Genomic DNA, 25,692 nt, shown 5'->3' with positions numbered 1-25,692 from the left:
CTGCGCGGCTGAGCGGCTGAGCGGCCGAGGGGCCGAGCGGCTGAGCGGTGGATGACGACCAGTCCGTCGATGGCCGGGCGATCCGGGCCGTGGAGAGGCCGGGAGGGCGCCCGCCCCCTCGCGAAGCGACGGGCCCGGGGGCGGTTATGGTTCCATCACCCCGGCGCCACTACCGGACGCGTCGGCGGGAATCCAGACGGGGAAACGCGCCCGGGTGGTATCGCACCGCTCGGCCGACCGCGCACAGTGGGAAAGGCACATCACGATGACGAGCGGCGACCGCGGTGACACCGCGGCACTCGAGGACCCGGTGGGCGAGTCGCTGCGCGGCCGCCACGCAGGTCTGGGGCGCCGACTGGGCCGGGCTGCCACCTACCTGCCGGGAGTCGCGACCTTCTCCGCGGTACCCGCCGACGCGGACGCGGCGGACTGGGCGGGTCTCGCGCGGCTCCTCGGACGGGACGCGTTCGCCGACATGTTCAGCTGCCGGGCGTCCCCTCCTCCGGACTGGGAGCGGGTTTTCGTCCTCGAGGGCCGGCAGATGATCTGGCCCGGCAGCGGCCGCCCCGACCAGCCCCATGCGGCGAACGGCACCGACGTGGTCGAACTGGGTGCGGCCGATGTGCCCCAGATGCTCGACCTGGTCGCACGGACCCAACCGGGACCATTCTGGCCGCGCACCCTCGAACTCGGCACCTACCTCGGCATCCGCGACGGCGACAACCTCGTGGCCATGGCGGGCGAACGGCTCCGGCCCCCGGGATGGACCGAGATCAGCGCCGTCTGCACGGCCCCCGAGGCACGCGGGCGAGGCCACGCGGCCTGCCTGATCAGTGCCCTCGTCGCACACGTCCTGGCTCGCAACGAACGCCCCTTCCTGCACGTGGCCGAGACGAACACCGGCGCGATCGCGCTCTACGAACGGCTCGGCTTCGCGAGCCGGAAGCACGTGACCTTTCGCGGCTTCCGCACTCCGTGACGGTACCGCCACCCGGATCGCGTGATCAGCCCGCGGCTATGACCGTTCCTGCGGCGGATAACGCTCGCCGCCACGACGGACAGTGGATCCGCGCTTGTACGGGTAGCCCCAGGCAGCGTACTGAGGACAGCGCATCGGCACATCGGGGGGAAAGCCGGATGGGCCGACCCCCTCCCCGCTGGTGGGATGGTCCTCGGCCACCGGCTCCGGGGAGCGAGGCGGCCGCGCGCCACAGTCTGAGCGGTCCCTGGACGCGCGGGCGACCTGAGCAGAAAAGGGAACGTACATGCATGTGTCAGGAACGCGTCGGCGGGGCCCACTCGGCCTGACCGGCCTGGCCGTGGTCCTCCTCGCCGCATCGACCGGGCTGACGGCGGCGGCGAAGCCCCAGCAGGCCGATCCGCTCCAACAGCAGGTGGACGCGATCCACGACACCGGGGCCGTCGGTGTGTTCGCCGAGGTGACGTCACCGCACACACGTGACAGCGCACGCGCCGGGACGGCCGTGAGGGGCACCGGGAGGCCGATGCCGCACAACGGCAGGCTCCGGATCGGCAGCGCCACCAAGACCTTCACCGCCACGGTCGTGCTGCAACTCGTCGGTGAGGGGCGAATGTCCCTGGAGGACACCGTCGAGCAGTGGCTGCCGGGAGCGGTCCAGGGCAACGGCAACGACGGCGGCCGGATCACCGTGCGGCAGCTGCTGCAGCACACCAGCGGCATCCCTGACGTCAAACCGGAGATACCCGCATTGAACAGCGCGGACGGCTATCGAGCCGAGCGGTTCCGCACCTACACCCCCGAGAAGTTGGTGAGGCTGGCGATGCGGCACCCTCCCAACTTCCCCCCGGGCACTGACTGGTCGTACTCCAACACCAACTACATTCTCGCCGCAATGATCATCCACGAGGTCACCGGCCGGAGCTGGGCACAGGAGGTGAACGCCCGGATCATCCGACCGCTGGGCCTGAGGGACACCAGTACGCCCGGCACCTTCCAGTCCATCCCGGGCCCGCACGCCCACGGCTACGCCGCGTTCGGCACCGGCACCGGCACCGGCATCGACGTCACGACGCTCAATCCGAGTATGGCCGTCGGTTCCGGGTCGATCATCAGCACCACGCACGACCTCAACCGGTTCTACGCCGCACTGCTCGGCGGCCGTCTGCTGGCTCCGGCGCAGCTCGACGAGATGACGACCACCAAGCCCGCGCCCGAGCTGGGTGTGAGGTACGGACTCGGTCTGGGCGAGATCCCGCTCTCCTGCGGCGGCGGCTACTTCGGTCACCCGGGCGAACTGCTCGGCTATCACACCTGGGGCGGCGTCACCCGGGACGGGACCCGGACCGCCGTGGTGTACGCCACCAGTGACGGCGGCCAGGACACCCAGCAGGCCATGAGCACACTCGTGGACCAGGAACTGTGCCGGAGTCCGGTGGCCAGGTAGCCGCCGTCGGCGATCGTCGCCCTCGATGCCGTCGCACGAAGGGACCCATCCAGGAGTCCTATGGGAGCAATTCGGAAGTGTACGTATTCAAGTTTCGGCTTTTGTCCTAGGCTCATAATCGATGCAGCCGATCCGGCGAATGATTTCCCCCATGATTGCGAGCCCGCAGCGGCCCGCAATCAGTGCAACCTTTGGAAGTCGACGTGTTCGAAGTTATCAATTGGCCCGAGGGCATGGTTCCGAGCCGATCTCCGATCCACTTCACCAACGAGCTTGAGGTCGCAGCTCCTCCCGAAAGGATTTGGTCCCTGCTCGTGGATCCCAAGAATTGGCCCAGCTACTACCCGGGCGTGGAGCATGTCCAGCTGCTTGACGGCCACGAGTCACTGCGCCTTGGCACACGGTTCGAAACCAACCTGGCCGGGCAAGACGTCTTCGCGTCCGTACAGGAATTTGAGCCTATGACACGCATCGCCTGGGGTGGCCATCCTAAGGCTTCGGAGGAATCCAGGGCCTATCATGCCTGGATCATCACCCCCACTCCGAAGGGATGCCACCTCTGGACCGAAGAGACGATGCAGGGCCCGCTCTGGATCGAATTGGCGAAGCCGGCACCGGACGTTTTCTGGCGCACACACGAGAAGCTTCTCGCAGCGCTCGCCAAAGTCGCGACCGAGCCTGGATACACCGCTGGAAGTTGATTAGCCGCCGCAGTCCTACGGCGTGGGGGGTGCGGAATACCGCTACGCCGCCGACGATGCGGGCGGCGTAGCGGTACAGGGGGCGTCGCCCACGCCCATGCGGTTATGCGGATCGATTCGCGGGCCTCGCCGCTTCCGCCTCTGCGGCACGGGCGAGGCGTTCGACCCAGTCCTGGTGATAGCGGTAGAGCGCACCGGGATGCTTGCGCCCGAGTTCCTCGAGGAAGAAGGGGCCCTGCTGCGTTTCCTCGGTCAGCACGTGGCAACCACCATCAGTGGGCGTGATTACCCAGCCGTGGTAAGCGCTCGAACCGGTTTCGTCGCCGTCGACCACGGTCTCCCACGAGAGCCTGTTGAAGGGCTCGTACTCCGTCACCCTCAGACTCATGGGAAATCCGACCGTCACCCGGCTGTACTCGGTTCCGAGCGCCAGTGCCGGCTCACCACTGAGGATCTTGACCTGATCCTCTGGAGGAAAATAGCTCGACCAGTTCTCGGCGTCGACGAGCAGCTGCCATACCAGATGGCACCCGCGTGGTCGACCGCTACCGGGACGGCCCGGCCGACGGGCCGCCCTCCGCGAGCTGATTCCGTACGTCGCGAGGTACACGTACGCCGTGGCCGCGCAGGTGGGCGAGGAATCGGGCGAGGAGTGGGTCGGGTTCGGCGGACGTCACCGCGACCAACTGCCTGACCCACCGGGGGGTGAACGAGCGCACTGCGCCGGGGAAGCCGTCGCTGACCGCGCTGACCGGGGTCACGGCGATTCCCAGGCCGGCGGCGGCGAGTTGTGGTGCCGCGGTGGTCACCGAGGTCCGCATCACCGTCTCGGGGTGGACTCCGGCGCGGGCCAGGGTCCCGTCCAGCCAACCGCTGAGGCCGTTGTCCGGTGCGAAGTGGACCAGCGGCGCGCCTTCGAGGTCCTCCAGACGTACGGCCGGTTGCTCGGCCAGTGGGTGGCCGGCGGGCGCGGTCAATACGATCTCTTCCTCGGCGACGGCGGTGACCGTGAAGTTGCCCGGTGGGGAGCCGGGCAGCAGCGCCACGTCGGCCTCGTCGGAGTCGACGAAACGGAGCAGTTCGTCCATCGCGGTGGACTCGCGCAGGGTGATCGCCACCTCCGGGTGGCGGCGGTGCCATTCGTGGATAACCGGGGCGAGCAGCGCGACGCTGAGGCTCTGTGCGCAGGCCAGCCGCAGCATTCCGCCGGCGGCTTGACCGGCCGCACGTGCTGACCTGACCGCGGAGGCGGCCGCCTCGATCGCCCGCCTGGCGTCGGCGACGGCCGCACGCCCCGCGGGGGTGAGCTTGACCCCTCGCGGTTCGCGGCGTAGCAGGACCGTTCGGGTCTCGCGTTCCAGCGAGGCGATCTGATGGGAGACGGCGGGCTGCGAGGAATGCAGCAGCAATGCGGCCTGGGTGATCGATCCGGTGTCCGCGACCGCGACGAGGCACTCCAACGCGCGAAGAGAAGCCATTCGGCAATTTTATAGCAGGCCCTCAAAACATGATTGTTGTCGAGGGAAGACCTTGACGCCCCTGATCGCTGAACCCCGTGACAGCTTCTCGCCCCACGGCGGGCGAGAGGGCGAGCACACGGTGAAGGAGGTTTTCATGGCAGGGGCGTTCGTCACGGGCGGTTCGGGGTTCATCGGTCAGGTGCTGGTACGCCGACTCCTCGGCGAGGGGCACGCGGTCCGTGTTCTGGTCAGGAGCGAGGGGTCGGCCGCGAAGGTGTCGGCGCTGGGCGCGGAGCCCGTGCGGGGCGAGTTGACCGAACCGGCCACGTGGCGGAACCAGGTGACGGGCAGCGATGTGATGTTCCACCTGGCCGCCGAGACGGACATCACCGCCGACCGTGAGCGCCATGAACTGGTGTCGGTCCGCGGCACCCAGGCAGCGGTCGACGCGGCTCGTGACGCGCGGGTTCCCCGGTTCGTCCACTGCGGGAGCGAAGCGGCCCTCCTGGCCGGCGACCCGCTGGTGGACGTCGACGAGAGCGCGCCGCTGCGGCCGGACTCCGAGGCGGCCTACTGCGCCGTGAAGGCGGTCGCCGAGCAGATCGTGCTCGATGCGAATGCCCCCGGCTTCGCCACGGTCTCGATCCGCCCGCGGTTCGTCTGGGGCCCCGGCAGCATCCTCACCGAGGGCCTGGTGGCGGCGGCGAAGGCGGGACAGTTCGCCTGGATCGAGGGAGCCCGGCACACGACCGATGTCACCTTCGTCGACAACGCCGTCGAGGGCCTGGTGCTCGGATGGCGACACGGCCGGCCGGGGCAGGCGTATTTCGTCACCGACCAGCACCCGGTCAACCTGCGCGAGTTCTTGGAGACCTTGTTCGGGATCCACGGCGCCGATGGGCCGATCCCCGACCTGGACGCCGAGACCGCCGCCCGCGAGGTCCCCGTACCCGCTCGGTGGTTCCTCGGGCAGCCGTGCCTCCTGCGGACGGACAAGGCCGTGGCCGAACTCGGATACAAGCCCATCGTCTCCCATGGCGCCGGTCTGGACGCCGTCAGGAACTCGGTGGCCGCCGACGGCGCGTGAAACACCACACAGACAACCGGCACACATAAAGGCTCAATCCAAAGGAGAATGGAAATGAAGATTGTCACGATCGGAAGAGGAATGATCGGCGGAGGGCTGGCCGGTCTGTGGCGGGCCGCGGGCCACGATGTTGACGAACTCGGCCGTGACGGCGGGGACGCCTCGGACGCTGATGTCGTCCTGGTGGCGGTTCCCGGCGACAAGATCTCCGACGCACTGAGCAAGGTGTCGGGGATCGAGGGGAAAACCGCGATCGACGCGACCAATATCATGCCCGCGCGGCACGGCGACTTTCCGTCGTACGCGGATGAGGTGAAGTCCTTCACCCGCGGTCCGGTGGCCAAGAGTTTCAATATGAACTTCGCGGGCCTGTTCGGCGCGGTGCGCGAGCAGCGGGTGCGGCCGAGCAACTGGTATGTCGCGGACGAGGGCGCCCGCGAGGTCACCGAGCGGCTCATCCGTGACGCCGGCTACGACCCGGTGCGGGTCGGGGATCTCTCACGAGCCCGCGACTTCGAGAACGCGGTATGGCTGCTCATGGGCATCCAGCCGGTCGGCGGCGTCTTCTACCGGTTCGCCGTTCCCGGCGAACTCTGATCGAATCGATGGGTCCGGCGGCGGCGTACCGCGGGCACCCCCGCCGGGTCAGCCGGATTCGCGCGGGCCGCCGCACAGGTCGTCCTGCGCGGCGGCCCGCGCCGATGGTGCGCCTTACTTGCTGTCGACGCGTCCGACCGGGTCGGCGGCCTCCGCGAGCTCGGTCCGCACCTGCTTCCATGCCGTGTCGTCGATGCCGAGGGCGCCGCGGAGATAGGCCCACGAAGCCTTCCGAATCAGAGCGACACGCTCGGAGCTCTCGTCCGTGGTGTCCTTGGCGTTGTAGCCGTGGATTCCGCCGAGGGAGTGCTCGGCCCCGAACACGGTGAGCAGGCTCTGGGCACCGGGGCTGTACGTGTATACGTCGGTGAACCAGTCCGGGCCGCGGGTCGAGAGCAGGGACTGGTCGTGATCGCCCGCGATCACGAGGGCCGGGGTGGCCAGCCGGTCGAAGTCGGGGCTCATGAAGGAGAAGTTCTCCACGGCGAACGGCGTCAATGTCTCGCCGCCGATACCGGTCGTGGCGAGTAGCAGACCGGCTTTCACGCGCGGATCGGTCTTGTCCGGCCCAGGCTGCCCGTCCTCGCCGACAACGCGCGCGCCGAGAAGCATGCTGACGGTCTGTCCGCCCCAGGAGTGGCCCGCGACGGCGATGCGGTCGCGGTCGACGCGGTCACTGAGTCCCGGGACCGCGGCGACGATGTGGTCGAGCTCGTCGAGTACGCGCTCGACGTCCTGGACCCGGACGCGCCAGATGTCGGGGTACCGCGGGTCGGTGGGAGTGATGCCGAGGGTCAGCGAATCGAGGAACGTGGGCTGTATGACGACGAAGCCGTTGGCGGCCCAGAAGTCGACCAGCGGGTCATAGGAGGACATCGACAGGCCGAAGCCGTGGGCGAGGACGACGACCGGGAGGCCGGTGCCGGAGGCGGGCGCCGACACGCGCACCCGCAGGTCGTCGCCGCGCTCCGGCGCGGGCAGGACGACCGGCTTGACGCTGATGATCGCAGTGGTCGGGGCGGGAACGGTGCTCGGGGCGACCGTGTCGGGTGCGGGCATTCGGGGGCTACCTTCCCATGGCGATGAGCGCCGCGTCCGTGGCGGAATGCGCAGGCGGTGCAGGCTCCGGCGGCATGATTCCACCGGATACACTCCGAAACGGAGTGCTGTTCCGAATATACGGAGCGGTGTTCCGCTTGGCAAGTGGGGCCGGTGGTGCCAGTGGAACCGTGGAACGGGAGTGCCGCGTGAGTGAAGGTGACGAGCGGTTGTCGGCGACCCCGCACTGGGCCAAGCGCGCGGACGCCCGGCGGAACGAGCAGGCCCTGCTCGATGCCGCGGCGTCGGTGTTCGCCGCGGACGGAGTGGACGCGCCGGTGCGACGGATCGCCGCCGAGGCGGACGTCGGCATGGGCACGATCTACCGGCACTTCCCCACGCGCGCGGACCTCGTCGTGGCCGTGTACCGGCACCAGGTCGACGCCTGCGCCGAAGCCGGGCCCACCCTGCTTGCGACGGCGACGTCACCGTTCGCCGCGCTGCGTCAATGGGTGGACCTCTTCGTGGACTTCGTGGCGACCAAGCATGGGCTGGCCGCAGTACGACGCGCGGCTCACCATCCGGCTCCTGCTCGACGGATGCCGACGGTAGGGCCTGAACGCTCCTGAGGATGCTCAGGGGCGGGGTTTGTGGGCGAACACCCATCGGTTGCCCGCCAGTGCGTCGTTGTGTTCGGGGCGTGGGCCGCGTCCGAATTGGCGGGTGTAGTCGAAGGGCGTCCGGACGGTTGTGGTCCAGCCCTTGCCCGCGAGATCGCCTGCGGAGTCGGGCCGTGGTTCTCGGCTGAACAGGTTGAGCAGATCGATGCCGATCTGGTGTTTCGTCGCGGTGTAGAGGGGGCTGTCGCGGTATTCGAGCAAGTCCTTGTCGAGTTTGACCTCGAATGCCAGCGTGCTGCCTCGTGCGCTCAGCCGGTCCACCGTGTGGATGAGGTTCGTCTCGGAGGTGCTGGGCAGGTAGAACAGCAGCCCTTCGGCCAGCCAGGCGCTGGGTGCGGCTGTGTCGAAGCCCGCGTCGGTCAGTGCTGCGGCCCAGTCGGCGCGCAGGTCGACCGGGATCGGTACACGGGCTGCCTTCGGGGCGGTCGGCAGTCCGCCGAGGACCTTGTGCTTGAACGCCAGCACGCCTTCCCTGTCGATTTCGAAGATCACACAGCCGGGAGGCCAGTCGAGTCGGAACGCCCGCGCATCCAACCCCGCCCCGAGCAGGACCACTTGGCGGGCTCCGTGCGCGCGCACCGACTGGAGCAGGAAGTCGTCGAGGACCCTCGTCCGCAGACCGAAGTAGCGGGCGAAGCGTCCCCACAGCGGGTTCGCGTCTCCGTCCGCGACCTGGTGTATGCGCACCGGCCAGTCCGCGCAGGCCGGTGCGGCGTGGACGAAGTGCTCTGCGTAGATGTCTTGTGCCAGGCTGTCGTGGCGGTGGGTCTCGATCGCCCGGGCCGCGGCGACCATGAGAGCGGTCAGGCCGACACCCCCTTCCACGCCTTCCACACCGGTGTTGTGATGCGCTGTGTCGGTCATATGTCCTCCCTTGGCCCCGCGGGAATCAGGACGGGTTTGACCACGCGGCCCGCGTCGCAGTCGCGTTCGGCCTGGTTGATGTCGGTGAGGGGGTAGGTGCGGATCAGCTGGTCGAAGGGGAACCGCCCGGCCTGCCAGAGCCTGGCCAGCCGGGGGATCAGCAGTCCCGGCACCGCGTCCCCTTCGCAGATGTGGGAGATCCTCCGGCCCCGGTCCAAGGTCCCCGGTTCGAGTGGCAGTGGGGTGTGGAGGCGTGCCACCAGGCCGAGGTGGCCGGTCGGGCGCAGGGCCCGAAGGGCGTTGTTGATCAGATGGGGGGAGCCTGTGGTGTCCAGCGCGTAGTGTGTGCCGCCGTCGGTCAGTTGCTGGACGCGGGTGGCCAGGTCTGGCAGGTCAGGCAGGTTGGGCGGGTCGGCCGATGGGGCGTGCAGTGGGATCGCGTGGAGCCGCTCGGCGAGGGCCAGCCGCTCGGGGTGCCGGTCGACGGCCACGGCCACCGCTCCGGCGGCGGTGGCCGCCATCACCGCGGCCAGACCGACCGCTCCGGCGCCGTAGACCGCGATGGTGTCGCCGGGGCCGACACCGAAGGAGTGGAAGACCGCTCCGGCGCCGGTGAGTAAGGAGCAGCCGAGCGGTCCGAGGAGTTCGATGGGCAGTGTGGGATCGACCCGGACGGCGTTGCGGGCCGGGACCATCGCGTATTGGGCGAAGGAGGACTGGCCGAACCACCGGGGTGCCAATGCGCCTCCGTCCGCGTCGGTGAACCGCGCCGCGTGCTCCTTGCGCCCTCCGAAGAGGTTGAGTGTGGCGAAGGAGTCGCAGTAGGCGGGGGCCGCGCCCATGCAGTTCCGGCAGTGTCCGCAGGAGTCGAAGCTCAGAACGACGTGGTCGCCGGTGCTCAGGCCGGTGTCCGGGCCTCCTGTCTCCACCACGATCCCGGCTCCTTCGTGGCCGAGGACGGCCGGGAGCGGTGAGCGGCCGGCCGAGTGCCGGACCGCGAGATCGGTGCGGCACATTCCACAGCCCGCGATCTTCACCAGGATCTCGCCGTCACCCGGCCCCGCGTGCAGCATCACCTCCTCGAGGGTGAACCGGCTCTCGTAGGAGCGCAGTACCGCCGCGGTGAACCTCATCCGTCACACCTCATCCGTCACGCCTCATCCATCACACCTCAACCGGACGGTGCACGACGAACGGGCTGAGGTTGCCATACAGCCCCCACGGTCCGCCCGCCACGCCGACACCGCTGTCCTTGATGCCCGCGAAGGGCTGGGCGAGGGAGGTTTCGGCGTGGTGGTTGATCCACGCCGTCCCGCATTCCAGCCGGTCGGCCACCGCCTCGGCCCGGTCCAGGTCGGTGCCCCATACCGAGCCGCCCAGCCCGAAGCCGGTGTCGTTGGCGGCTGCGATGGCTTCGTCGAGGTCGGCGTACGGCAGCACCGGCAGGACCGGACCGAACTGCTCCTGCGTGACCACGGGGCTGTCGGGCGGGACATCGGCCAGGATGGTGGGGGCGAAGAAGTAGCCGGGCCGGTCCAGCCGGTGGCTGCCGGCCACGGCCCGCGCACCGTCTGCCAGGGCCCGGGCCGTGTAGTGCTCGACGCGGGCCAGTTGAGGGGCGTTGCCGACCGGGCCCAGCCGCGAGCCGGGGTCGAGCCCGGGTCCGACGACGGCGGACTTCGCGCGCTGGGCGAGGGCTTCGACCACCTGGGAGTAGAGCCGGGCCGGGGCGTAGAGGCGTTTGACCGCCATGCAGACCTGTCCGCAGTTGCGGAACGCCGCCCAGAACAGCCGGTCCGCGAACCGCTCCACCTCCACGTCCTCCAGCAGGATGGCGGCGTCGTTTCCGCCCAGTTCCAGGGTGACCGGGGCGAGCGAGGCCGTCGCGGCCCGTGCGACGGCCCGTCCGGTGGGAACCGAGCCGGTGAAGGTCACGTGGCGGATCCCCGGATGCGAGGCGAGACGGGCGCCGAGCGGTTCGCGGCCGGTGACGATGGTCAGGACGTCCGGGGGGAGGGCGGTGGAGAGGACGGACGCCAGCAGCCGTGTGGCGAGCGGCGTGAACGGGGAGGGCTTGAGCACCATCGTGTTGCCCGCGGCGAGCGCCGGCGCGAACTTCGCCGAGGCGAGCTGGAGGGGAAAGTTCCACGGGACGATCGCGGCGACGGGCCCGAGCGGTCGCCAGCGGATCTCACTGCGTACCGGCCGGCCGTCCGTGATCGGCTGGGTTTCGGGGCCCAACTCGGCGAAGTAGCGCAGGCGGGCCGCCGTGCGGGCGACCTCCGCGTAGGACTCGGCCAGGGGTTTGCCCTGTTCCCGGGTGAGCAGCGGGGCGAGGTCGGCCCCGGCGGCCTCCACGGCGTCGGCTGCCGCGAGCAGCGCGGTGGTGCGGGCGGCGGGGTCGGCGCGCCAGCCGCGCCAGGCGGCGCGGGCCCGGCCGACGATGGCGTCCAGCTCCTCCGGCTGCTGGTCGGGGGCCTCATCGAAGGCCTCGCCGGTGGCCGGATCGAGGACGGCGAAGCACCCGGCGCGGGTCCCGGGCGTGCCAGGGGGCGGGCTGGTCGGCATCCCGGCGGTCAGCCCGCGGTGGGGACGGACGCCGTGTGTTCCCGGGCGTGCCGGTCCATCTCCGCCCGGAAGGCGGCCACCAGCTGCGGCTGGATCCTTCCGGCGGCGCGGTCGCCGCCCTCGCAGACCGCGCCGCGCACCCCCACGATGTCGGTGCCGATGCGGGTCAGCGCGGCGAGGTCCGCGGCTTTGACGCTGCCCGCGAGGGCGGCGCGCAGACCGACATCGTGGGCCTGCCGGACAAACTCCGCGCAGAGGTCGGGCGGAACGTGGTCGAAGAGCCGTGTCCCGTCCTTGATCGCGGTGTCGAGCATGGCCGCGTCACAGCCGGAGCGGCGGGCGATGTCGGGCAGCGCGAGCGGGTTGACGCAGCCGATGCGGTGGGCGTCGGCGTAGCCGGAGGCGACGACGAACGCGTCCGGCTGATGGTCCTTCACCGCCCGGACGACCCCGCGCATGACATCGATGGCCTGTTCGGGCGTCGTGCATCCGTAGAGGCCGACCTTGATGTAGGTAGCTCCGGAGACCGTTGCGCCCAGTGCCGCCTGGGCGACTGTGCCGGGCTTGTAGGGGACGTCTCCCACGGTGGCGGAGACCGGCTTGTCCGCCGGGACCGTGTCGCGGATCTGCCGGATGACCCAGGGGAAGTTCGCGCCGAGCGAGCCCTCGTCGGGCTTTTTGACATCGACGATGTCGAGGTGTTCCGCCGCCTTCGCGCAGTCGAGGGCCTCCTCGACGCTGTCCGGGGAGATGAGGAGCAACAACGTGGATTCCTTCCACCGCATGCCACCTGTCCAGGGGGCAGGTATGCGGAGTCGTGTGGATCACGCGCGGTCCGCTCATCATTGCCGCGTCCCGTGGCCATGGGCAGGGCGCGCGGAGTCCGGACGGGTCATTGCCGTGACCCCCCGCGCCCCCGGCGCACCGTCCACGCCGGTGGCCGGTGGCCGGTGGCCGGTGGACGGTGCGGCGATCGGGACTATGCGCTCTGCGCCGATCGCCGGATGATCAGGTCGGTCAGCAGGGCCAGCGGAGGCCAGCTGTCGCGACCCCGGCGGGCGACGGCGAAGGCGCGCAGGACAACGTCCGGCGCGGTGAGCGGCAGCAGATGGACACCGGGCAACGTGGAGATGCCCATCGGCAGCAGCCCTACGCCCATCCCCGCCGCGATCATGCCCTGTACGAGGTCGAGGTTGTCCGCCTGGTGCGTGAGGTGGGGAGTGAAGTCGGCCATGGACGCGAGTGTCCGGATGACGGTCTCGTCACCGGTGTTGCGCGAGTTGCCGATCCAATCCGCCGTGCGGAACCAGCGGAAGACCTCCGGGGCGCCCGATACCGAGGGACGGGCGGCGTGGTCAGGAACGCCCAGACCCCAGGGAGCGGTCCACAGTGGGGTGGTCACGACCGCGGGGTCCGGCTCGGCCGATGCCAGGTTGTAGTCGTAGGTGAGCGCGAGGTCGGCCTCGTCGTTCGCCAGCAGATGGAGGGCTTCGGCGGGTTCGTGCTCGCGGACCATGATGCTGAGCTCGGGATGGCTTGTCGACAAGTCGCTGATGATGGGCAGCAGTTGGGATCGGATGGCCATGGCGAAGCCTGCCACGCGCACCGTGCCGGTCGGCGGGGCGTCGGGACTCAGGTCCCGCTGTGCGGCCTCGACCGCCGCGAGGATCGTCACGGCGTGTTCCGCCAGCCGGCGGCCCGCCGGCGTGAGCCTGACCCTGCGTCCATGCGGCTCGATCAGTGCCGTGCCCATGTCCTGGGCCAAGGCGGCGATCTGCTGGGAAACCGTCGAGGTGGTCGTGGCGGTGGCCTCGGCCACGGCGCGCATCGAGCCTCGCCGGGCCAGCTCGGCCAGCATCTGCAGGCGGCGTGTTTCCATTCCTCCATTGTCCATGAATCCCGAACGAATCATTCGGGATCGGCACGTGGACGTGGACGGTGTCGAGGATCTCTACTGGAGCCCATGAACGCTCCCGAACCGCCTGAGGCTCTTCCTTCCCATCGCTCGCGCCATGCCGGTGCCGGGGCCGGTTTCCTCATGGCTGCCACCTCGATGTGCACCGTGCAGCTCGGATCGGCTCTGACGGTTCCGCTGTTCGGACAGCTCGGCGCGCTGGGAACCGCGGGGCTGCGCCTGGGCTGGGCGGGGCTGATTCTGCTGGTCGCCATCCGTCCCCGGCCTCGTGATTTCAGCTCCCGGGATCTTCTTGCCTGCATGGTGCTCGGTCTCGTGACCGCCGGAATGATGGTCTTCTTCATGCAGGCGATCGCACGCCTCCCGCTGGGGACCGCAAGCGCGCTGGAATTCTTGGGACCGCTCACTGTCTCCCTCTTCGGGCCGAGGAAGGGACGCCTCGTCTGGGCGGCCGCGGCGGCGACGGGCGTCGTGCTGCTGACCGAACCCTGGCACGGCGGCGCCGACCTTGTGGGGGTGGGGAGCGCGCTGCTCGCCGCGGGGTGCTGGGCCGCGTACATTCTGCTGACCCAACGAGTGGGTGATCGCGTCACCGGCCTGAGAGGACTGGCTGTCTCCATGCCGGTCGCCGCGGTGGTGGGGCTGGCCATCGCCGCCCCGGGCCTCGCCGAACGCCTGACGTGGTCACCGCTGTGGACCATGCTGGCTCTGGCGGTGCTCAGCCCCGTCATCCCCTTCGCTCTCGAGTTTCTCGCCCTGCGTCGTCTGACCACGTCCGCGTTCGGCACTCTGATGAGCCTCGAGCCCGCCATCGCCCTCATGGTCGGGCTGCTCGTTCTCGGCCAGCGCCCCGGGGCAGCCGCGACACTTGGCCTGGTTCTCGTGGTCGTGGCCAGCGTCGGCGCCACCCGCGCCGGTGTCCGTCCCGCGGCATCCTCCCAAGAGGCACCAGCTTGCCGGTATGAAACTGATCCAGAGCCCGCACCACTTGATCAGGACCGGGCCGCCGTGTGCCAAGGCGGCCGGCCGCTGTGATCCGTCAGCGCCGCGGTGGCCCTCTTGTACTCGCCCGAGCGGTGCGGCCGGCCGGCGGCGATCCGATCGATCGGCAGCAGCGTTCATTCAGGCGTCAGAACATGGCAAGCTGGCCTGTCGCAACCGGCCGATTCGCAGCCGTGTTGTCGCCAGGGGCAGCACGCTGAAGATCTCCCGCTTTGCTTGGAGGAGACCATGTCCACGTCCACCGGCATGCCCGACGATCCGAGATTGAGCTACCGTGCGATCGAGAACTTGATCGCACGGTACGCCGAACTCGTGGACGACGGCGATTTCGCGGGAGTCGGCACGCTTCTCGCCGAAGCCACCTTCACGGGCACTGGCGAGCCAGTCAGCGGGCGCGACGCGATCGAGAAGATGTTCAAGGACACTTTGATCGTCTACGCCGACGGCACGCCGCGCACCCAGCATGTCACCACCAATGTTGCCATCGAGGTCGATGAACAGGCGGGCACGGCGGTCTCGCGTTCGTACGTCACCGTGTTCCAGGCACTGCCCGACCTGCCACTGCAACCCATCGCCGCCGGTCGGTACCGTGACCGCTTCGAGCGCCGTGATGGGCAGTGGTGCTTCGTGGAGCGACGGGTCCGCATCAACCTGATCGGCGATGTGAGTCGCCATGCGCACCAGGCTGCCGCTCAGCGGTAGTCGCCCTGGTCCGGGACGGATGAGGACGGCGACCGGGACCGGCCGCGGCCCATCTGGCCGCGGCCGTCACCGTGGCCGCTGGTCAGCCGGTCAGGGTTCCCCGGTAGCCGACGGGTCCTTCGTCAGGGAACTGGGCGGTGCCCTCGAAGCGAGTGCCGCCGTCGAAGAAGGTGACGCTGCCCGACCCCGCGTCGGAGCCGCTCCATGTGACGGTGGTCCCCGTCGCGGGGCCACCGTTCTGCGGGACAACCTCTGCGCGGTTGCTGATGCTGATGCTGAGGGGCTCGTCCTGCTGCCAGCCCCCTCCGCCGGTGAAGATTTCCGTGTTGTACGTGGCCATGCCCTTCTCCCTTCCGATCGCCGACCGCACCCGCGGGTGCGGCCCGATGAGTGAGCACTTCACTCCTGGATAGAGGCCGCGACTCGCGGGACACCTGTCACTCGGTCGACCGGCGGCGAGGAATTCGGTGGGCGAAGCGGACTCTGGCGACCGCGTCCGCGAATGCGCCGGGTGCTTCCTGGGGTGGGTTGTGGCCGACGCGAAGGCGTATGTCGTCGATCAGGTTGGGGAAGCGCGCGGCGTGTTCGGCGGTCGGTTTCGGCGCGCGGAGCCCGTCGTCAAGTGCGCTGACAGTGATGGTGGGGACCTGGATCCGTGGAAGTGGCGCGATGCGGTCCTCGTCGGCTTGGTATTCCGGCGCGCCGGTGGCGAGTTGGAACCGGTGCCGGTAGGAGTGGACGGCGACGGCGACGAAGTCGGCGTTATGGAGCGAGGGGGCGCTCGCGGCGAACTCCTTGTCCGTGAAGTCCCATCCGGGCGACCATTCCTCCCAGAGCAGGCGAGCGAATGCCTCGCGGTGTTGTTCGAGCCCGCGACGGCCACGTTCGGAGTGCAGGTAGTAGTTGTACCAGAGCTTCCGTTCCTGGTCCGGCGGCGTTGGGGCGTCGCTGTTGGCCAGATCGTGGACGTTGTAGCCGTCGACGCTGACGAGTCCGGTGATCAGGTCGGGTCGGAGCATCGCTGTTACGGTCGCGGCGCGTCCGCCCCAGTCGTACCCCGCGACGACTGGGCGGTCGAGGTCGAGGGCCTCGATCATCGCGATGAGGTCGCGGGCAAGGGCTGCTTGCTGGCCGGACCGGATGGTCGTGGGGCGTCTGAAGCGGGTGGGTCCGAACCCGCGCAGGTACGGAACGAACACCTCGGCATCCGCTGCGGCGAGGATCCGGGCGACTTCGTCGTAGCTGCGCACGTCGTACGGGAATCCGTGCAGAAGGATGACCGGAGGGGCGCCCGGGCGTCCGTGTCGTTCGTAGGCGATGTCGAGGTCGTTCGTCGTGACCGTTTCGATTCGCGTCAAACTTGTCATGCCAAGTAGGTTGGCTATTGCGAAGGGCGGTACGCAAGCAAGAGCTCTGGGATCTGCTCATTTTTTGACTCTTGTTCACCGCGCGAGCACTCTGCGCCGAGCGTGCGACAAGTGAGCTTGACCAACGTGTACGTACATGTGACGATGCCGGTATGACCATGGCCCTGCACGCTGCGATCGCGGAAAGTCTTCGGGAACGGATCCGCGGCGGGAAGCTTCTCGCCGGGCAGACCGTGCCGTCGGAAGCGGAACTGTGCGCGGAGTGGAACGCGTCGCGTGCACCGGTGCGGCAAGCGCTGGCGACGCTGCGCGCGGAAGGAGCGATCTCCAGTAGTCGCGGACGACGCTCGACCGTCCGCGCCGACGCGGTCGGTCAGCCCTTCGACACGTTGATGTCGTATTCGTCATGGGCTCGTTCACTGGGCCGGACCCCTGGGCAGCGCACGTTGGAACTGGGACTCCGCACCGCCGACTCGGACGCCGCCGCCGCACTGCGGCTCGATGAGGGCTCCATGGTCGTGCACGGTCTGCGGCTGCGGACGCTGGACGACGTGCCGACGATGCTCGAGCGTGCCCTGTACGTCGAATCCGTCGGTCGGCTGTTGTTCGAGTTCGATTCGGACGCCGGGTCGCAGTGGGAGTTCCTGCAGTCCCGCGGCGTGGTGTTCGCGGCGGCGTCGCATGTCATCGACGCGGTCGCCGCGGACGCGGTCGACGCGGCGTGGCTGGGCGTCCCTGAGGGCTCGCCGCTGCTCCGGCAACGTCGCACCACACGGAACGGCGAGGGCGTGGTCATCGAATACCACGACGACCGCTACCTGCCCGCCGAGGTCGCGTTCACGATCCAGAACGCCCCTGACATGCGGACCCCCCTGGTCCGCAGCACACGGCCCTGATCCACGAGGAGCCCCGAATGGCCGCCGCACGCATCGACCTCGCCGTGTTCGACATGGCCGGGACCACCATCGACGAGGGCCTACGGGTCTACCGGGTCCGCACCGACAACGAGGGCGTCCCGCCGGAACCAGACCGGCTCGCGCTCGTCGTGCAGAACTCCCGCAGGCGTCTGGGGAGATGATGATGTCGTTGGATCCAACCGTCGCGGTGGTGGGGCCGGGGGCGATCGGCACGACCGTGGCGGCGGTGCTGCATGAGGTCGGCCGTACGCCGAGGATTTGTGGCCGCACGGCGCGTGAACGCCTCGAGCTGCATGTGGGCGAAGGCCGCGTCGTCGTGCCGGGGCCCGTACGGATCGACCCGGCACAGACCGATGGAGCGGTCGACCTTGTCTTCCTCGCCGTCAAGTCGACGCAGGTCGAGGCGGCGGCACCATGGCTGACGGCATTGTGCGGTGCGGAAACCGTTGTCTGTGTTCTGCAGAACGGCGTCGAGCAAGGGTCGATTGTCGCGCCGTACCTCTCCGGCGCCCGGGTCATCCCCTCGGTCGTGTGGTTCCCCGCCCAAGCGCAGTCCGACGGTTCGGTGTGGTTGCGCGGCGAAGCGCGCCTCACCCTGCCGGACACGCCGGCGTCTAGTGTGGTGCTCGAGGCTCTGCGCGGCACTCGGTGTTCAGTCGACCTGGCCACGGACTTCACGTCTGTGGCGTGGCGCAAGCTGCTGCAGAACGCGGTCGCCGGATTGATGGTCCTCACGGGCCGCCGCGCCGGCATGTTTGCCAGGGCCGATATCGCCGAGCTGTCCCTGGCCTACCTACGGGAGTGCCTCGAGGTTGCCCGAGCCGAGGGCGCGGCACTGAGCGACGAGGTGCCGCGAGAGATCGTTGACAGCTTTCAGGCCTACCCGGCCGATATGGGCACCTCCATCCTCGCCGACCGCGAAGCCAACCGGCCGCTCGAATGGGACACCCGCAACGGTGTCGTACTGCGCCGTGGACGGGTCCACGGCATTCCGACGCCGATCAGCGATCTGGTGGTGCCACTCCTCGCGGCCGCCGGTGATGGACCCGGCTGACTCACGCCAGAGGTGCCGCGCCTCCGGACAACGGGGGCGCGGCACCTCGGCTCACCTCGGCGGGCTGGGCTCGGGGCCCAGCCCGCGTCGGCTCAGATCATGAGCAGCAGCCGCGTGTGCGGTACCAGCTTCCGGTTCACGCTGGTGCTCTGCACGAATATCGTGAAGTCGTCGTTGCGATCCGGATTGACGCGAACTTCCGTGTCCGGCAGGCCGAGCAGGGACCGGGCCGCCGGCCCCGTGTACACCCGGTCCGTCTTCTTCTCCAGCACCGCGATCTGCTTCCGCGCCTGGATTTTCTCCGACTTGCTCAGCTGATAGAACGCACAGCCGGTACGGAAAGTGTGCCCGCATTCGATGACCCATTCCCGGATCGCCGCTTCGCGAGCCACCGGAATCAGCTGGTATTCCGACGGGTCCACGGGGGTGAGGCCGGCCGCCTTGATGGTGTCCTTGTTGACCGCCTCCGCACCCGTGGAGAACACCGACCGCGATCCCCGGATGCCCTGGGCGCGGCCCACCATAAAGTTCTCGGTGGCCTGCTGGATGACCTGCCCTGCCTCCTCCAGACCCTGTGTGCTCGTGGCGTCCCAGATGGCGATGTTGTCCCTCGGGAAGCCGCACTGCATGGCCTCGCGCTTGCCCATCTGGTCCGGCACAAGGACGGCCAGCGTCCAGTTGTCCTCCTGCGTGTCCATCATCGTGGCCACGGCCTGCACCAGTTCACGTGGGCTTTTGGTAGGGGCATCCGGGCAGCGATGACTCGCGTTCTCCTGGCCGTCCGTCAGCACGAACGTCAGGAAGCTGTGGTCGCCGTACAGTTGAGCTGTCTGCGCCAGCTCCCGCTGCGATTTCAGAGTGGCCGCCAGCAGAGCGGTCATTCCACCGACCCGGTAAAGCTGCTTCAGGGACGGCATCCGCAGCACGTCCTTGTCGTAGATGACGCACTCCACCTTGTCGGCGAAGACATACACCGTGACGCGGGTTTCCTGGTCCAGTTCCTTCGATCGGCGAGCCAGATACGCAATCTGCTGGTCGGCGACTTCGACGACCTTGCCGCTCAAGTGTGACATGGACGAACTGGCATCCAGCACAAGAGCAACGTGATTGATGTAGTTCTGGTTTCCGGACATGGACGCTCCCCCTTTTTCCTTCTCGATGCTCCTACCTTCTCACCCACCACTGACAATCGATCTTGGACTCCGATGCGTGGGAACTGGTGCACGGGCAGGGGAGTGGCGCGGTGTCAGGAGTAGAAGCGCACGTAGTCGAAGCGTGCGGTAACTCCCTTGCCGGCCAGGGAGACGAGGCCGATGGACGGGTCGGAACCGGCGGGCAGATGCCAGACCCCACCCCAGATGTAGTGCTTCCCGTCCCGACTCGTGGCCGGCCGGAACCTGTGCTCGCCGGTCTTCGGATCGACGGTATGGCGCAGCCGCAGCCACATGGTGTCGGCCGACGGGCCGAGCTGCAGCTCCGGCCAGCTGTCACGGTCCCGGCCGATCCACAGGAAAGCCTGCCGTGATGGGCCGGTCCGGGTCGGAGCCAGATGGATCGAGTCCTCCGGGCTCTGGAAGGCGATGATCCCGGCCTGGCTGCGCCCGTCGGGGGCGTCGCTGATCGGGAAGTGCAGCTTGGTCTCGACCGTGTAGGTGCCGGTCGGAGCGTCACGAAGCAGCGCCGATGCCATGGTCCCCTTGCCGGAGAAGTCGGCATCCTGCGTCGGCCACACGTACTGGCCATCGGCGACCTTCCCGTCGGCGGGGCCGAACCACTTCCAGCCGTCCAGCCGGCCGTCGTCGAAGTCCTCGTCGTACTCCGGCAGCCGGGCTCCGACTTCGGGGTCGGGCTGTTTGGCGGTCACCGGTGTGTAGAGCCGGGTCACGCCGACGTTGTCCGCCTCGCCGGAGCCGCGGGTCGAGGCGACTCCGCCGCGGCGCCAGTCCTTGGGTACGTCCACCTTCAGTTCGGCCAGTGGCATGTCGAGCATGGCCGAGCTGACCTGTATGTGCGCCGCCCCGTCGCGGATCTCGGCCGTGAGCGAGTGCCAGGTCCGCGGATCGGCGTCCGCGTGCAGGCGAGCCGTCCGCTTCCGCACCACCTTCCGGTCCCGGGTGACCTCGACGGAGAGTGTGCCGGTGGAATCCAGCCAGGCCACGGCGTGGTTGGACCGGCCCGCGGACGCCAGGACAAGGCCCACCCGGCCGTCGTCGTCGCGCACCCGCACGTCGGCCTCGATCCTCACATCGCCGTCCGGGGCCCGCCGCGGCAGCAGCAGCTGCGGGGCCGCGGCCCGGGACCGGCCGCGGGCATAGCGCCCCGAGTCGGGATCCGAACCCGTGGTCCAGGAACCGTGTCCGAGGACGTCGAAGTCGACAAGGCCGTCGTCGAAGGTGCTCCCCGAGCCCCAGCCGCTCGCAGGAGCGGTCTGCCGCTCCTCGCTGGTCCAGGCGCCCGCGCGCACGGTCGGCCAGCCGTCGATCCAGTCGAGCCGGTCCATCATGGCCGGCCGTCCGCCCCAGTTCGGATCGCTCTCGTGGCGGTCGAATCCATTGGTGAGGATCCAGTCCTGGCCGGACTTGTCGACGACGTTCGCCGAGTGGCCCGTCGCGACCCATTTGTTGCCGTTCGGCGCGTTGACGATCGTGCCGCCGGGGTGCAGGTCGGCCAGGCCGACCCCCTCGGCGTCGGTGAACGGGCCCATCGGGTTCTTCGCCCGCCCGACGAACACCGGATAGGCGCCCTTGTCACGGGCACAGCATCCCAGGCCCGAGTAGAACAGGTAGTACCAGCCGTCCCGCTTCACCACGTACGCGGCCTCGCCGCGCCGGGCGCCGACCACCTGCACCGGAGTGCCGACCGGCGCGGTGCCCTCCTCGTTCAGGCGCACCGCCTGGATGCCGCCGTCGCGGAAGGAGCCGTAGTAGAGGTACTTCTGGCCGTCGGAGTCGAGGAACACCGACGGATCGATCTGGTTGACCGTCGTCCCGTACGGCAGCACGGGGTGGCCGATGTCCTTCCACGGGCCGGCCGGGTGGTCCGCGGTGGCCAGCGCGATGGTGTTCTTGTCGTCTCCGGCGACCGAGTAGTAGAGGTAGTACGTGCCGTTGATGTACCGGATGTCGGGTGCCCAGTAGTAGGTGCTCTTGAAGTCGCGCCATTCCGGGTGGTTGTCGGGCCCGAAGACGTCACCGACGTAGGTCCAGTTGACGAGGTCGGCCGAGCGCGTGATCGGCATGAAGTGCTGCGACTCCCAGGGGCCTCCCTGGTTGTCCCGGCGCATGCTGGTCTGGGTGGCGTAGGCGTACCAGTAGCCGTCCTTGCCCCGGATGATCGATGGGTCGGAGAAGGCGTCCGCGACGTCGTCCATCACGGGGTTCTGGTACGTCCCGGGCGGATCGGCGGGATCGGCCGCGGCCGGTCCGGGATGCGCACTGCCGAGGCCGAGGACCATGAGCAGGGCGAGGAGGACGACGCCGGGTCTGCCCCGGACCGCGGGGAATCGTGCTGACTTCGATGTCATATCGGGAGCTCTCCTTTGTGGATACCGGGGGTGCCGGCGATACCGGGGGTGCCGGAGATATCGGTGATGCCGGGTCGCGGGCCGCGCCCGGAGGAACACGTGGGTGTACGGCGCGGGGGTGGGCTCAGACGACGACCAGGGCCGCGATGCGCCAGAGGCCGTTCAGCTTCGAGCCGGTGATTTCCAGGTCGGCGGTGCGCCCGTCCGCGCCGCCGTCGAGATCGAAGGAGAACCAGACGAAGGCGCGGCTGGGCAGGCTGTCGTCGCCGGAGCGTCCGAGGACCGTGCCGTCCTCGGAGATGGTGGTGACACCCGAATCGGTGAGGGAGTCGCCGGTGAGCACCCACACCGTGTGCTTGCCGGCCGGCACCGGGACGCGCAGAACGCTGGGCTTGCCCTTCCGCATGACGATGTCGCGGCGCAGGTCGTCGGCGTTGCCCCGGTCACGGGTGAGCGGCCGGTCGCCGACCCAGCCGAAGCCACGGTCGTCGGTGTAGTCGTCCTCGGGCGACAGCCTGGTGTACCCGGTCAGCAGCGGGCTGGACGGCGGGCCGGCGTCGAACGCCGAGGCCGCGTCATCGGGGTGCGGCGTGGTGACCACGGACACCGACCGGCCGTGCTCGATCTCCTCGTCGCCGCTGGTGAGCCGGATCTCGACGGTGGCGAATCCCGGAGTGGCCACCGGGGTCGCGGTGACCGTCAGCTCTCGCTCGGCTCCGGCGGCGACCGTCACGGTCCGCTCGGTGCCGGACCAGCCGTCGGGGGTGACCAGCCGGGCGGTGACGTCGCGGTCCTCGGCACCGGTGTTGCGTACCAGCACCGTGACCGGGTTGGCCCGGCCCGTCCACCACACCGGATCCGCCGCCGCCCTCAGCACCACCAGGGACGGTGCCGGGGCGGTCGGATCCGTGACGGCGAACGCGGACAGCCGCCAGGGGCCGCCCACGCCCGTGAACGTGATGTCCGCGGTGCGGCCGGTGGCACCTCCCTCGAGGGGAAGCTCCAGCCAGGTGAAGGTTCCGCCGGGCTGCTTCGGACTGGTGGCGACGGTGACGCCGTTCACCGCGACCCGGGTCGGCGAGGCCGTGGCACCGGTGTCCCCGACCAGCGCGTATCCGGTGTGCTTGCCGGCCGGCAGGGCGACGCGCAGCACCCGGGACGAGTTGTGCCAGAGATGGTCGCGCAACAGGGGCTCGCCACCGCGGTCCCTGGCCGACGGGGCGGCACCGACCCAGCCGTGGCCGGCCGACGCGGACCAGGCCGACTCGGGGGTCAGCGCGCCGTAGCCGGGCATCGAAGTGCCGTTCCGTGGACCGGCGTTGAGCGCCATGAGGCAGCGCCCGCCGTCGGGGGCGACGACCAGGGACGGCGGCCGGCCGTCGAGCCGGGTGAGCTTCGGCGCCACGTCCAGGTCCAGGGCGGCGACGGTGCCCGGCAAGGGGGGTGTGACCGGCAGCTCGAACGTCGCGGTCACGGCGCCGGCCGCGGACTGTTCGGCGGGCTCGGTGCGCCAGTCCTCGGACGGTGGCCGCAGTGCGACCGTGATGTCGAGGTCCCGCGCCGAGGCGTTGGTGACGGTGACCGGCAAGAGGTTCGGCCGGCCGCCGAGCAGCACCCGCGAGCCGTTCAGCCCCGCCTGCAGCCATTCCCGCTTCGCGTCGACGATGCGGCTCCTGTCGAAGAAGAATCCGACCACCGTGTCGCGCCAGAACGTCGCGTGCTCCCGCTGGGCCTCGAAGCCCGCCTCGACGGCGGCATGGCGCTGCCGGTCGACCTCCCCGGACAGTTCGCTCCACCCGGCGAGGAACCGGTCGACGCGGTCGACCCCGGTGAAGTGCGTATCGTAGATGTGCTGGATGACCGTCTTGCCCGACCGCAGTCGGTGGCCGTACGGCACCCAGTGCATGAACAGCAGCAGCTCGTCGGGACAGGTCGCCGTGGACTCGTAGCGCTTCCGCCAGGGCCGTGGGTAGAGCCCGGTGAAGCCGCTGCCGGTCGCCTCGGTGCGGTCGAAGCCGGTGCCCTCGGCCGTGGTGTGGTGTGACTGGAAGAGGGTGCCCAGCGGGCTCGGGTCGAGATGGTCGCCGCCGGGGTCGGTGAGATAGCCCATCCCCAGCGGCGAGGTGTAGTCCTCGTACGTCCGGCGCGAGTGCACCAGAATGTCGGCCACCATCTCGGTCACCGCGCGGTCGGTGCCGAAGGTCTGCCCGGCCCACTCCGCGGCCAGGTCCCGGGGATCGGCGTCCGGGTTCCAGCACATCCTGCCGAAGGCGTAGGTGTTCGCCGCTCCCAGCAGAGAGCCGGTCCAGTCGCGGGCGTTGCCGAAGTTGCTGACTCCGGCGATGCCCGCCCGCGGCGCTCGGTCATCGCCGTCCGAGAGGATGTCGGCGACGGTCGGTCCGGTGCCGGGCCCCCGCGTCGGGAAGGTCAGCACCTCCCGCCACAGCGGAGCCAGATAGGTCGTGTGAATCTCGTGGCCGGTGTACTCCTGAGTGAGCTGGAGTTCCAGCATCTGGTTGGTGTGGCGCATGGCGCCGAACAGGGGGTGTACGGGCTCGCGGATCTGGAAGTCGATCGGTCCGTACTTGGTCTGCAGGATGACGTTGTCGTCGAACGTGCCGTCCAGCGGGGCGAACACCCGGTACTGGTACTCCGCCCAGTCGCCGAAATCCTCGTGGACGAAGCTGCGCCAGACGATCCGCCCGTCGTGCGGTGCGACCGTGCGGGCCAGCATGTTCGCGCCCTCGGCATGGGTGCGTCCGTAGTCGAGCGGGCCGGGCTGCCCCTCCGAGTTCGCCTTCACCAGGAACCCACCGAAGCCGGGCAGGGTCTTGAAGATCTCGGCGCTCTTGTCCTGCCACCACCGCTGGACCCGTCGATCGGCGGGATCGGCCGTCGTGATCGGATCGGCGTCGTCCGCGGTCAGGATCATCGGGCTGGCGTAGTTGACGGACAGCCAGGTCGAGATCCCCCACGCGTGGAGAAGTGCCGCCAGGGGTCTGAGTCTGGTCAGCATCCCGCTGGTGATGAAGTCGGCACTGGCGTTCACGTTGTTGAGCACCGATGCGTTGATGCCGATCGATGCCATGGACCGCGCATAGTCGACGACCCGGTCGGAGATGTCCGGCAGCTTGTCCCACTCGAAGATCGAAGTGCCCGCGTAGCCACGCTCGATCGACCCGTCGAAGTTGTCCCAGTGATTCATCATGCGCAGTGCGGTGCGCGGCTTCTGCAGCACGGACAACCTGTGCAGTGGACGCTCGAGCTGCAGCAGACGGATGAGATGGAAGACCCCGGCCAGCACGCCCCGATCGCTGTGGGCCCCGATGACCAGTCGTGGCCGCCTGCCCGGTGTGCCGGTCATCTCGATCACGAACCCCTGCGCACCGATCCGGGCCAGCCGATCGGGACTCACCTCGGATCGCACGACCGGCGACTCGTCCACCGTGCCGATGACGACCGGGGCTCGATCGGCGGCAACCCGCACCGGTGCGCTGCCGGTGAGGCCCTCGATGGCCCGCCGCAGCTCCAGCTCGGCGTTCCCCATGACCCGGCCCTCGCCCTGACGTGCCAGACCGGCCAGGGCCTTCCGGTACTCCTCGAGCCGCCGGGGATCGGCAGTGGGGCGGTAGCGCAGCCATAGATCGTGGCCGTCCTCATCGGGGATGCCCGCCGACGCGGCGAGGCCGGCTGCCGTGCTCCATGGGCTCAGCACCGTGGCGAAGGCGAGAGCGGATGCCTGGAGCACCCGGCGGCGGCTGTACTCGGATCGTGCCATTGCGGTTTCTCCT

General features: G+C 69.4%; 23 protein-coding genes and 1 pseudogene. 11 read left to right on the top strand and 13 right to left on the bottom strand.

Translation table 11 applies throughout. The features are described 5' to 3' along the window. Positions 1–265 precede the first annotated feature (265 nt). The 3 genes from JK364_RS01300 to JK364_RS01290 all read left to right on the top strand — a co-directional run bounded on the left by JK364_RS01300 (position 266) and on the right by JK364_RS01290 (position 3,127). Positions 266–979, top strand: coding sequence for a GNAT family N-acetyltransferase (locus JK364_RS01300; protein WP_201846607.1), 714 nt, complete (start codon positions 266–268; stop codon positions 977–979). A 286-nt stretch (positions 980–1,265) separates the two neighbouring features. Next, entirely contained in the window at positions 1,266–2,426 is a 1,161-nt protein-coding gene (locus tag JK364_RS01295; RefSeq protein WP_201846605.1) for a serine hydrolase domain-containing protein, read from the top strand. Between the two features lie 191 nt (positions 2,427–2,617). Then, complete coding sequence (locus tag JK364_RS01290; RefSeq protein ID WP_201846603.1) at positions 2,618–3,127, top strand: SRPBCC domain-containing protein; 510 nt, start codon at positions 2,618–2,620, stop codon at positions 3,125–3,127. 103 nt (positions 3,128–3,230) lie between these two features. Here the strand turns inward: JK364_RS01290 and JK364_RS01285 are convergent, their stop codons facing one another. Together JK364_RS01285 and JK364_RS01280 are read right to left on the bottom strand one after the other, a co-directional pair. Beyond that, positions 3,231–3,737: an SRPBCC family protein gene (locus JK364_RS01285; RefSeq protein ID WP_201846601.1), complete on the bottom strand. Its 507-nt coding sequence runs from the start codon at positions 3,735–3,737 to the stop codon at positions 3,231–3,233. Further along, on the bottom strand, positions 3,673–4,605 hold the full coding sequence (locus tag JK364_RS01280; RefSeq protein ID WP_201846598.1) for a LysR family transcriptional regulator: 933 nt from the start codon (positions 4,603–4,605) through the stop codon (positions 3,673–3,675). The genes JK364_RS01285 and JK364_RS01280 overlap by 65 nt, the downstream gene beginning before the upstream one ends. Positions 4,606–4,741: 136 nt before the next feature. Between JK364_RS01280 and JK364_RS01275 the strand changes: the two genes are divergently transcribed. Continuing rightward, complete coding sequence (locus JK364_RS01275; protein ID WP_201846596.1) at positions 4,742–5,674, top strand: NAD-dependent epimerase/dehydratase family protein; 933 nt, start codon at positions 4,742–4,744, stop codon at positions 5,672–5,674. A gap of 54 nt (positions 5,675–5,728) precedes the next feature. Continuing rightward, complete coding sequence (locus JK364_RS01270) at positions 5,729–6,271, top strand: NADPH-dependent F420 reductase (protein ID WP_201846594.1); 543 nt, start codon at positions 5,729–5,731, stop codon at positions 6,269–6,271. Between the two features lie 114 nt (positions 6,272–6,385). Here JK364_RS01270 and JK364_RS01265 read toward each other — a convergent pair whose 3' ends face one another. Continuing rightward, positions 6,386–7,330 carry an alpha/beta hydrolase family protein gene (locus tag JK364_RS01265; protein WP_201846592.1) on the bottom strand — a complete coding sequence of 315 codons (945 nt, stop codon included), beginning with the start codon at positions 7,328–7,330 and terminating at the stop codon, positions 6,386–6,388. A 188-nt stretch (positions 7,331–7,518) separates the two neighbouring features. Here JK364_RS01265 and JK364_RS01260 point away from each other — a divergent pair. Then, positions 7,519–7,878 (top strand): annotated as a pseudogene (locus tag JK364_RS01260) (TetR/AcrR family transcriptional regulator); the annotation flags it as partial. A gap of 66 nt (positions 7,879–7,944) precedes the next feature. On the opposite strand, the gene JK364_RS01255 reads toward JK364_RS01260, so the two are convergent. The 5 genes from JK364_RS01255 to JK364_RS01235 form a co-directional block, all read right to left on the bottom strand. Beyond that, complete coding sequence (locus tag JK364_RS01255; RefSeq protein WP_201846590.1) at positions 7,945–8,853, bottom strand: class I SAM-dependent methyltransferase; 909 nt, start codon at positions 8,851–8,853, stop codon at positions 7,945–7,947. Continuing rightward, positions 8,850–9,986: an NAD(P)-dependent alcohol dehydrogenase gene (locus JK364_RS01250; protein WP_201846588.1), complete on the bottom strand. Its 1,137-nt coding sequence runs from the start codon at positions 9,984–9,986 to the stop codon at positions 8,850–8,852. Before JK364_RS01250 ends, JK364_RS01255 begins: the two co-directional genes overlap by 4 nt. Positions 9,987–10,017: 31 nt before the next feature. Further along, positions 10,018–11,421 (bottom strand): aldehyde dehydrogenase family protein, encoded by a 1,404-nt coding sequence (locus JK364_RS01245; protein ID WP_201846585.1) that lies wholly within the window; start codon positions 11,419–11,421, stop codon positions 10,018–10,020. An 8-nt stretch (positions 11,422–11,429) separates the two neighbouring features. Next, entirely contained in the window at positions 11,430–12,206 is a 777-nt protein-coding gene (locus JK364_RS01240) for a (5-formylfuran-3-yl)methyl phosphate synthase (protein WP_201846583.1), read from the bottom strand. A 194-nt stretch (positions 12,207–12,400) separates the two neighbouring features. Then, positions 12,401–13,300 carry a LysR family transcriptional regulator gene (locus JK364_RS01235; protein ID WP_201846580.1) on the bottom strand — a complete coding sequence of 300 codons (900 nt, stop codon included), beginning with the start codon at positions 13,298–13,300 and terminating at the stop codon, positions 12,401–12,403. Between the two features lie 84 nt (positions 13,301–13,384). Here JK364_RS01235 and JK364_RS01230 point away from each other — a divergent pair, with 84 nt between their 5' ends. After that, positions 13,385–14,371, top strand: a complete 987-nt coding sequence (locus tag JK364_RS01230; protein WP_230991254.1) for an EamA family transporter — start codon at positions 13,385–13,387, stop codon at positions 14,369–14,371. A 195-nt stretch (positions 14,372–14,566) separates the two neighbouring features. After that, the gene (locus tag JK364_RS01225) at positions 14,567–15,040 is read left to right on the top strand and encodes a nuclear transport factor 2 family protein (protein WP_201846577.1); all 474 of its coding nucleotides are present in this window, start codon (positions 14,567–14,569) and stop codon (positions 15,038–15,040) included. An 82-nt stretch (positions 15,041–15,122) separates the two neighbouring features. Here the strand turns inward: JK364_RS01225 and JK364_RS01220 are convergent, their stop codons facing one another. Together JK364_RS01220 and JK364_RS01215 are read right to left on the bottom strand one after the other, a co-directional pair. Then, the gene (locus tag JK364_RS01220) at positions 15,123–15,380 is read right to left on the bottom strand and encodes a hypothetical protein (RefSeq protein WP_201846575.1); all 258 of its coding nucleotides are present in this window, start codon (positions 15,378–15,380) and stop codon (positions 15,123–15,125) included. 97 nt (positions 15,381–15,477) lie between these two features. Next, positions 15,478–16,407: an alpha/beta fold hydrolase gene (locus JK364_RS01215; protein ID WP_201846573.1), complete on the bottom strand. Its 930-nt coding sequence runs from the start codon at positions 16,405–16,407 to the stop codon at positions 15,478–15,480. A 152-nt stretch (positions 16,408–16,559) separates the two neighbouring features. Between JK364_RS01215 and JK364_RS01210 the strand changes: the two genes are divergently transcribed. From JK364_RS01210 to JK364_RS01200, 3 genes are read left to right on the top strand one after another with little or no spacing between them, the layout of a single operon-like run. Beyond that, positions 16,560–17,303, top strand: a complete 744-nt coding sequence (locus tag JK364_RS01210; protein ID WP_201846570.1) for a GntR family transcriptional regulator — start codon at positions 16,560–16,562, stop codon at positions 17,301–17,303. A 17-nt stretch (positions 17,304–17,320) separates the two neighbouring features. Further along, on the top strand, positions 17,321–17,485 hold the full coding sequence (locus tag JK364_RS01205; protein WP_201846568.1) for a hypothetical protein: 165 nt from the start codon (positions 17,321–17,323) through the stop codon (positions 17,483–17,485). Continuing rightward, positions 17,482–18,378, top strand: a complete 897-nt coding sequence (locus tag JK364_RS01200) for an oxidoreductase (RefSeq protein ID WP_201846565.1) — start codon at positions 17,482–17,484, stop codon at positions 18,376–18,378. Before JK364_RS01205 ends, JK364_RS01200 begins: the two co-directional genes overlap by 4 nt. A 92-nt stretch (positions 18,379–18,470) precedes the next feature. Here the strand turns inward: JK364_RS01200 and JK364_RS01195 are convergent, their stop codons facing one another. The 3 genes from JK364_RS01195 to JK364_RS01185 form a co-directional block, all read right to left on the bottom strand. Next, on the bottom strand, positions 18,471–19,511 hold the full coding sequence (locus JK364_RS01195; RefSeq protein ID WP_201846563.1) for a vWA domain-containing protein: 1,041 nt from the start codon (positions 19,509–19,511) through the stop codon (positions 18,471–18,473). Positions 19,512–19,624: 113 nt separating this feature from the next. Beyond that, positions 19,625–21,901, bottom strand: coding sequence for a glycoside hydrolase family 43 protein (locus tag JK364_RS01190; protein ID WP_201846561.1), 2,277 nt, complete (start codon positions 21,899–21,901; stop codon positions 19,625–19,627). A 124-nt stretch (positions 21,902–22,025) separates the two neighbouring features. Continuing rightward, entirely contained in the window at positions 22,026–25,679 is a 3,654-nt protein-coding gene (locus JK364_RS01185) for an alpha-glucuronidase family glycosyl hydrolase (RefSeq protein ID WP_201846559.1), read from the bottom strand. Positions 25,680–25,692: the final 13 nt, after the last annotated feature.

The sequence above is a fragment of the Streptomyces endocoffeicus genome (assembly GCF_016741935.1).
GTDB classification, from domain to species: domain Bacteria; phylum Actinomycetota; class Actinomycetes; order Streptomycetales; family Streptomycetaceae; genus Streptomyces; species Streptomyces endocoffeicus.
The sequence above is the reverse complement of the archived record's forward strand: the minus strand, read 5'-3'. Positions and strand labels throughout refer to the sequence as shown.

Excerpts from the sequence above, each read along its gene's own strand:
- JK364_RS01250 (WP_201846588.1), bottom strand. The coding sequence starts at position 9,986 with ATGAGGTTCACCGCGGCGGTACTGCGCTCCTACGAGAGCCGGTTCACC.
- JK364_RS01210 (WP_201846570.1), top strand. The coding sequence starts at position 16,560 with ATGACCATGGCCCTGCACGCTGCGATCGCGGAAAGTCTTCGGGAACGG.
- JK364_RS01280 (WP_201846598.1), bottom strand. The coding sequence starts at position 4,605 with ATGGCTTCTCTTCGCGCGTTGGAGTGCCTCGTCGCGGTCGCGGACACC.
- JK364_RS01205 (WP_201846568.1), top strand. The coding sequence starts at position 17,321 with ATGGCCGCCGCACGCATCGACCTCGCCGTGTTCGACATGGCCGGGACC.
- JK364_RS01255 (WP_201846590.1), bottom strand. The coding sequence starts at position 8,853 with ATGACCGACACAGCGCATCACAACACCGGTGTGGAAGGCGTGGAAGGG.
- JK364_RS01230 (WP_230991254.1), top strand. The coding sequence starts at position 13,385 with ATGAACGCTCCCGAACCGCCTGAGGCTCTTCCTTCCCATCGCTCGCGC.
- JK364_RS01240 (WP_201846583.1), bottom strand. The coding sequence starts at position 12,206 with ATGCGGTGGAAGGAATCCACGTTGTTGCTCCTCATCTCCCCGGACAGC.
- JK364_RS01245 (WP_201846585.1), bottom strand. The coding sequence starts at position 11,421 with ATGCCGACCAGCCCGCCCCCTGGCACGCCCGGGACCCGCGCCGGGTGC.
- JK364_RS01300 (WP_201846607.1), top strand. The coding sequence starts at position 266 with ATGACGAGCGGCGACCGCGGTGACACCGCGGCACTCGAGGACCCGGTG.
- JK364_RS01200 (WP_201846565.1), top strand. The coding sequence starts at position 17,482 with ATGATGATGTCGTTGGATCCAACCGTCGCGGTGGTGGGGCCGGGGGCG.
- JK364_RS01235 (WP_201846580.1), bottom strand. The coding sequence starts at position 13,300 with ATGGAAACACGCCGCCTGCAGATGCTGGCCGAGCTGGCCCGGCGAGGC.
- JK364_RS01270 (WP_201846594.1), top strand. The coding sequence starts at position 5,729 with ATGAAGATTGTCACGATCGGAAGAGGAATGATCGGCGGAGGGCTGGCC.
- JK364_RS01190 (WP_201846561.1), bottom strand. The coding sequence starts at position 21,901 with ATGACATCGAAGTCAGCACGATTCCCCGCGGTCCGGGGCAGACCCGGC.
- JK364_RS01195 (WP_201846563.1), bottom strand. The coding sequence starts at position 19,511 with ATGTCCGGAAACCAGAACTACATCAATCACGTTGCTCTTGTGCTGGAT.
- JK364_RS01220 (WP_201846575.1), bottom strand. The coding sequence starts at position 15,380 with ATGGCCACGTACAACACGGAAATCTTCACCGGCGGAGGGGGCTGGCAG.
- JK364_RS01275 (WP_201846596.1), top strand. The coding sequence starts at position 4,742 with ATGGCAGGGGCGTTCGTCACGGGCGGTTCGGGGTTCATCGGTCAGGTG.
- JK364_RS01185 (WP_201846559.1), bottom strand. The coding sequence starts at position 25,679 with ATGGCACGATCCGAGTACAGCCGCCGCCGGGTGCTCCAGGCATCCGCT.
- JK364_RS01215 (WP_201846573.1), bottom strand. The coding sequence starts at position 16,407 with ATGACAAGTTTGACGCGAATCGAAACGGTCACGACGAACGACCTCGAC.
- JK364_RS01265 (WP_201846592.1), bottom strand. The coding sequence starts at position 7,330 with ATGCCCGCACCCGACACGGTCGCCCCGAGCACCGTTCCCGCCCCGACC.
- JK364_RS01225 (WP_201846577.1), top strand. The coding sequence starts at position 14,567 with ATGTCCACGTCCACCGGCATGCCCGACGATCCGAGATTGAGCTACCGT.
- JK364_RS01295 (WP_201846605.1), top strand. The coding sequence starts at position 1,266 with ATGCATGTGTCAGGAACGCGTCGGCGGGGCCCACTCGGCCTGACCGGC.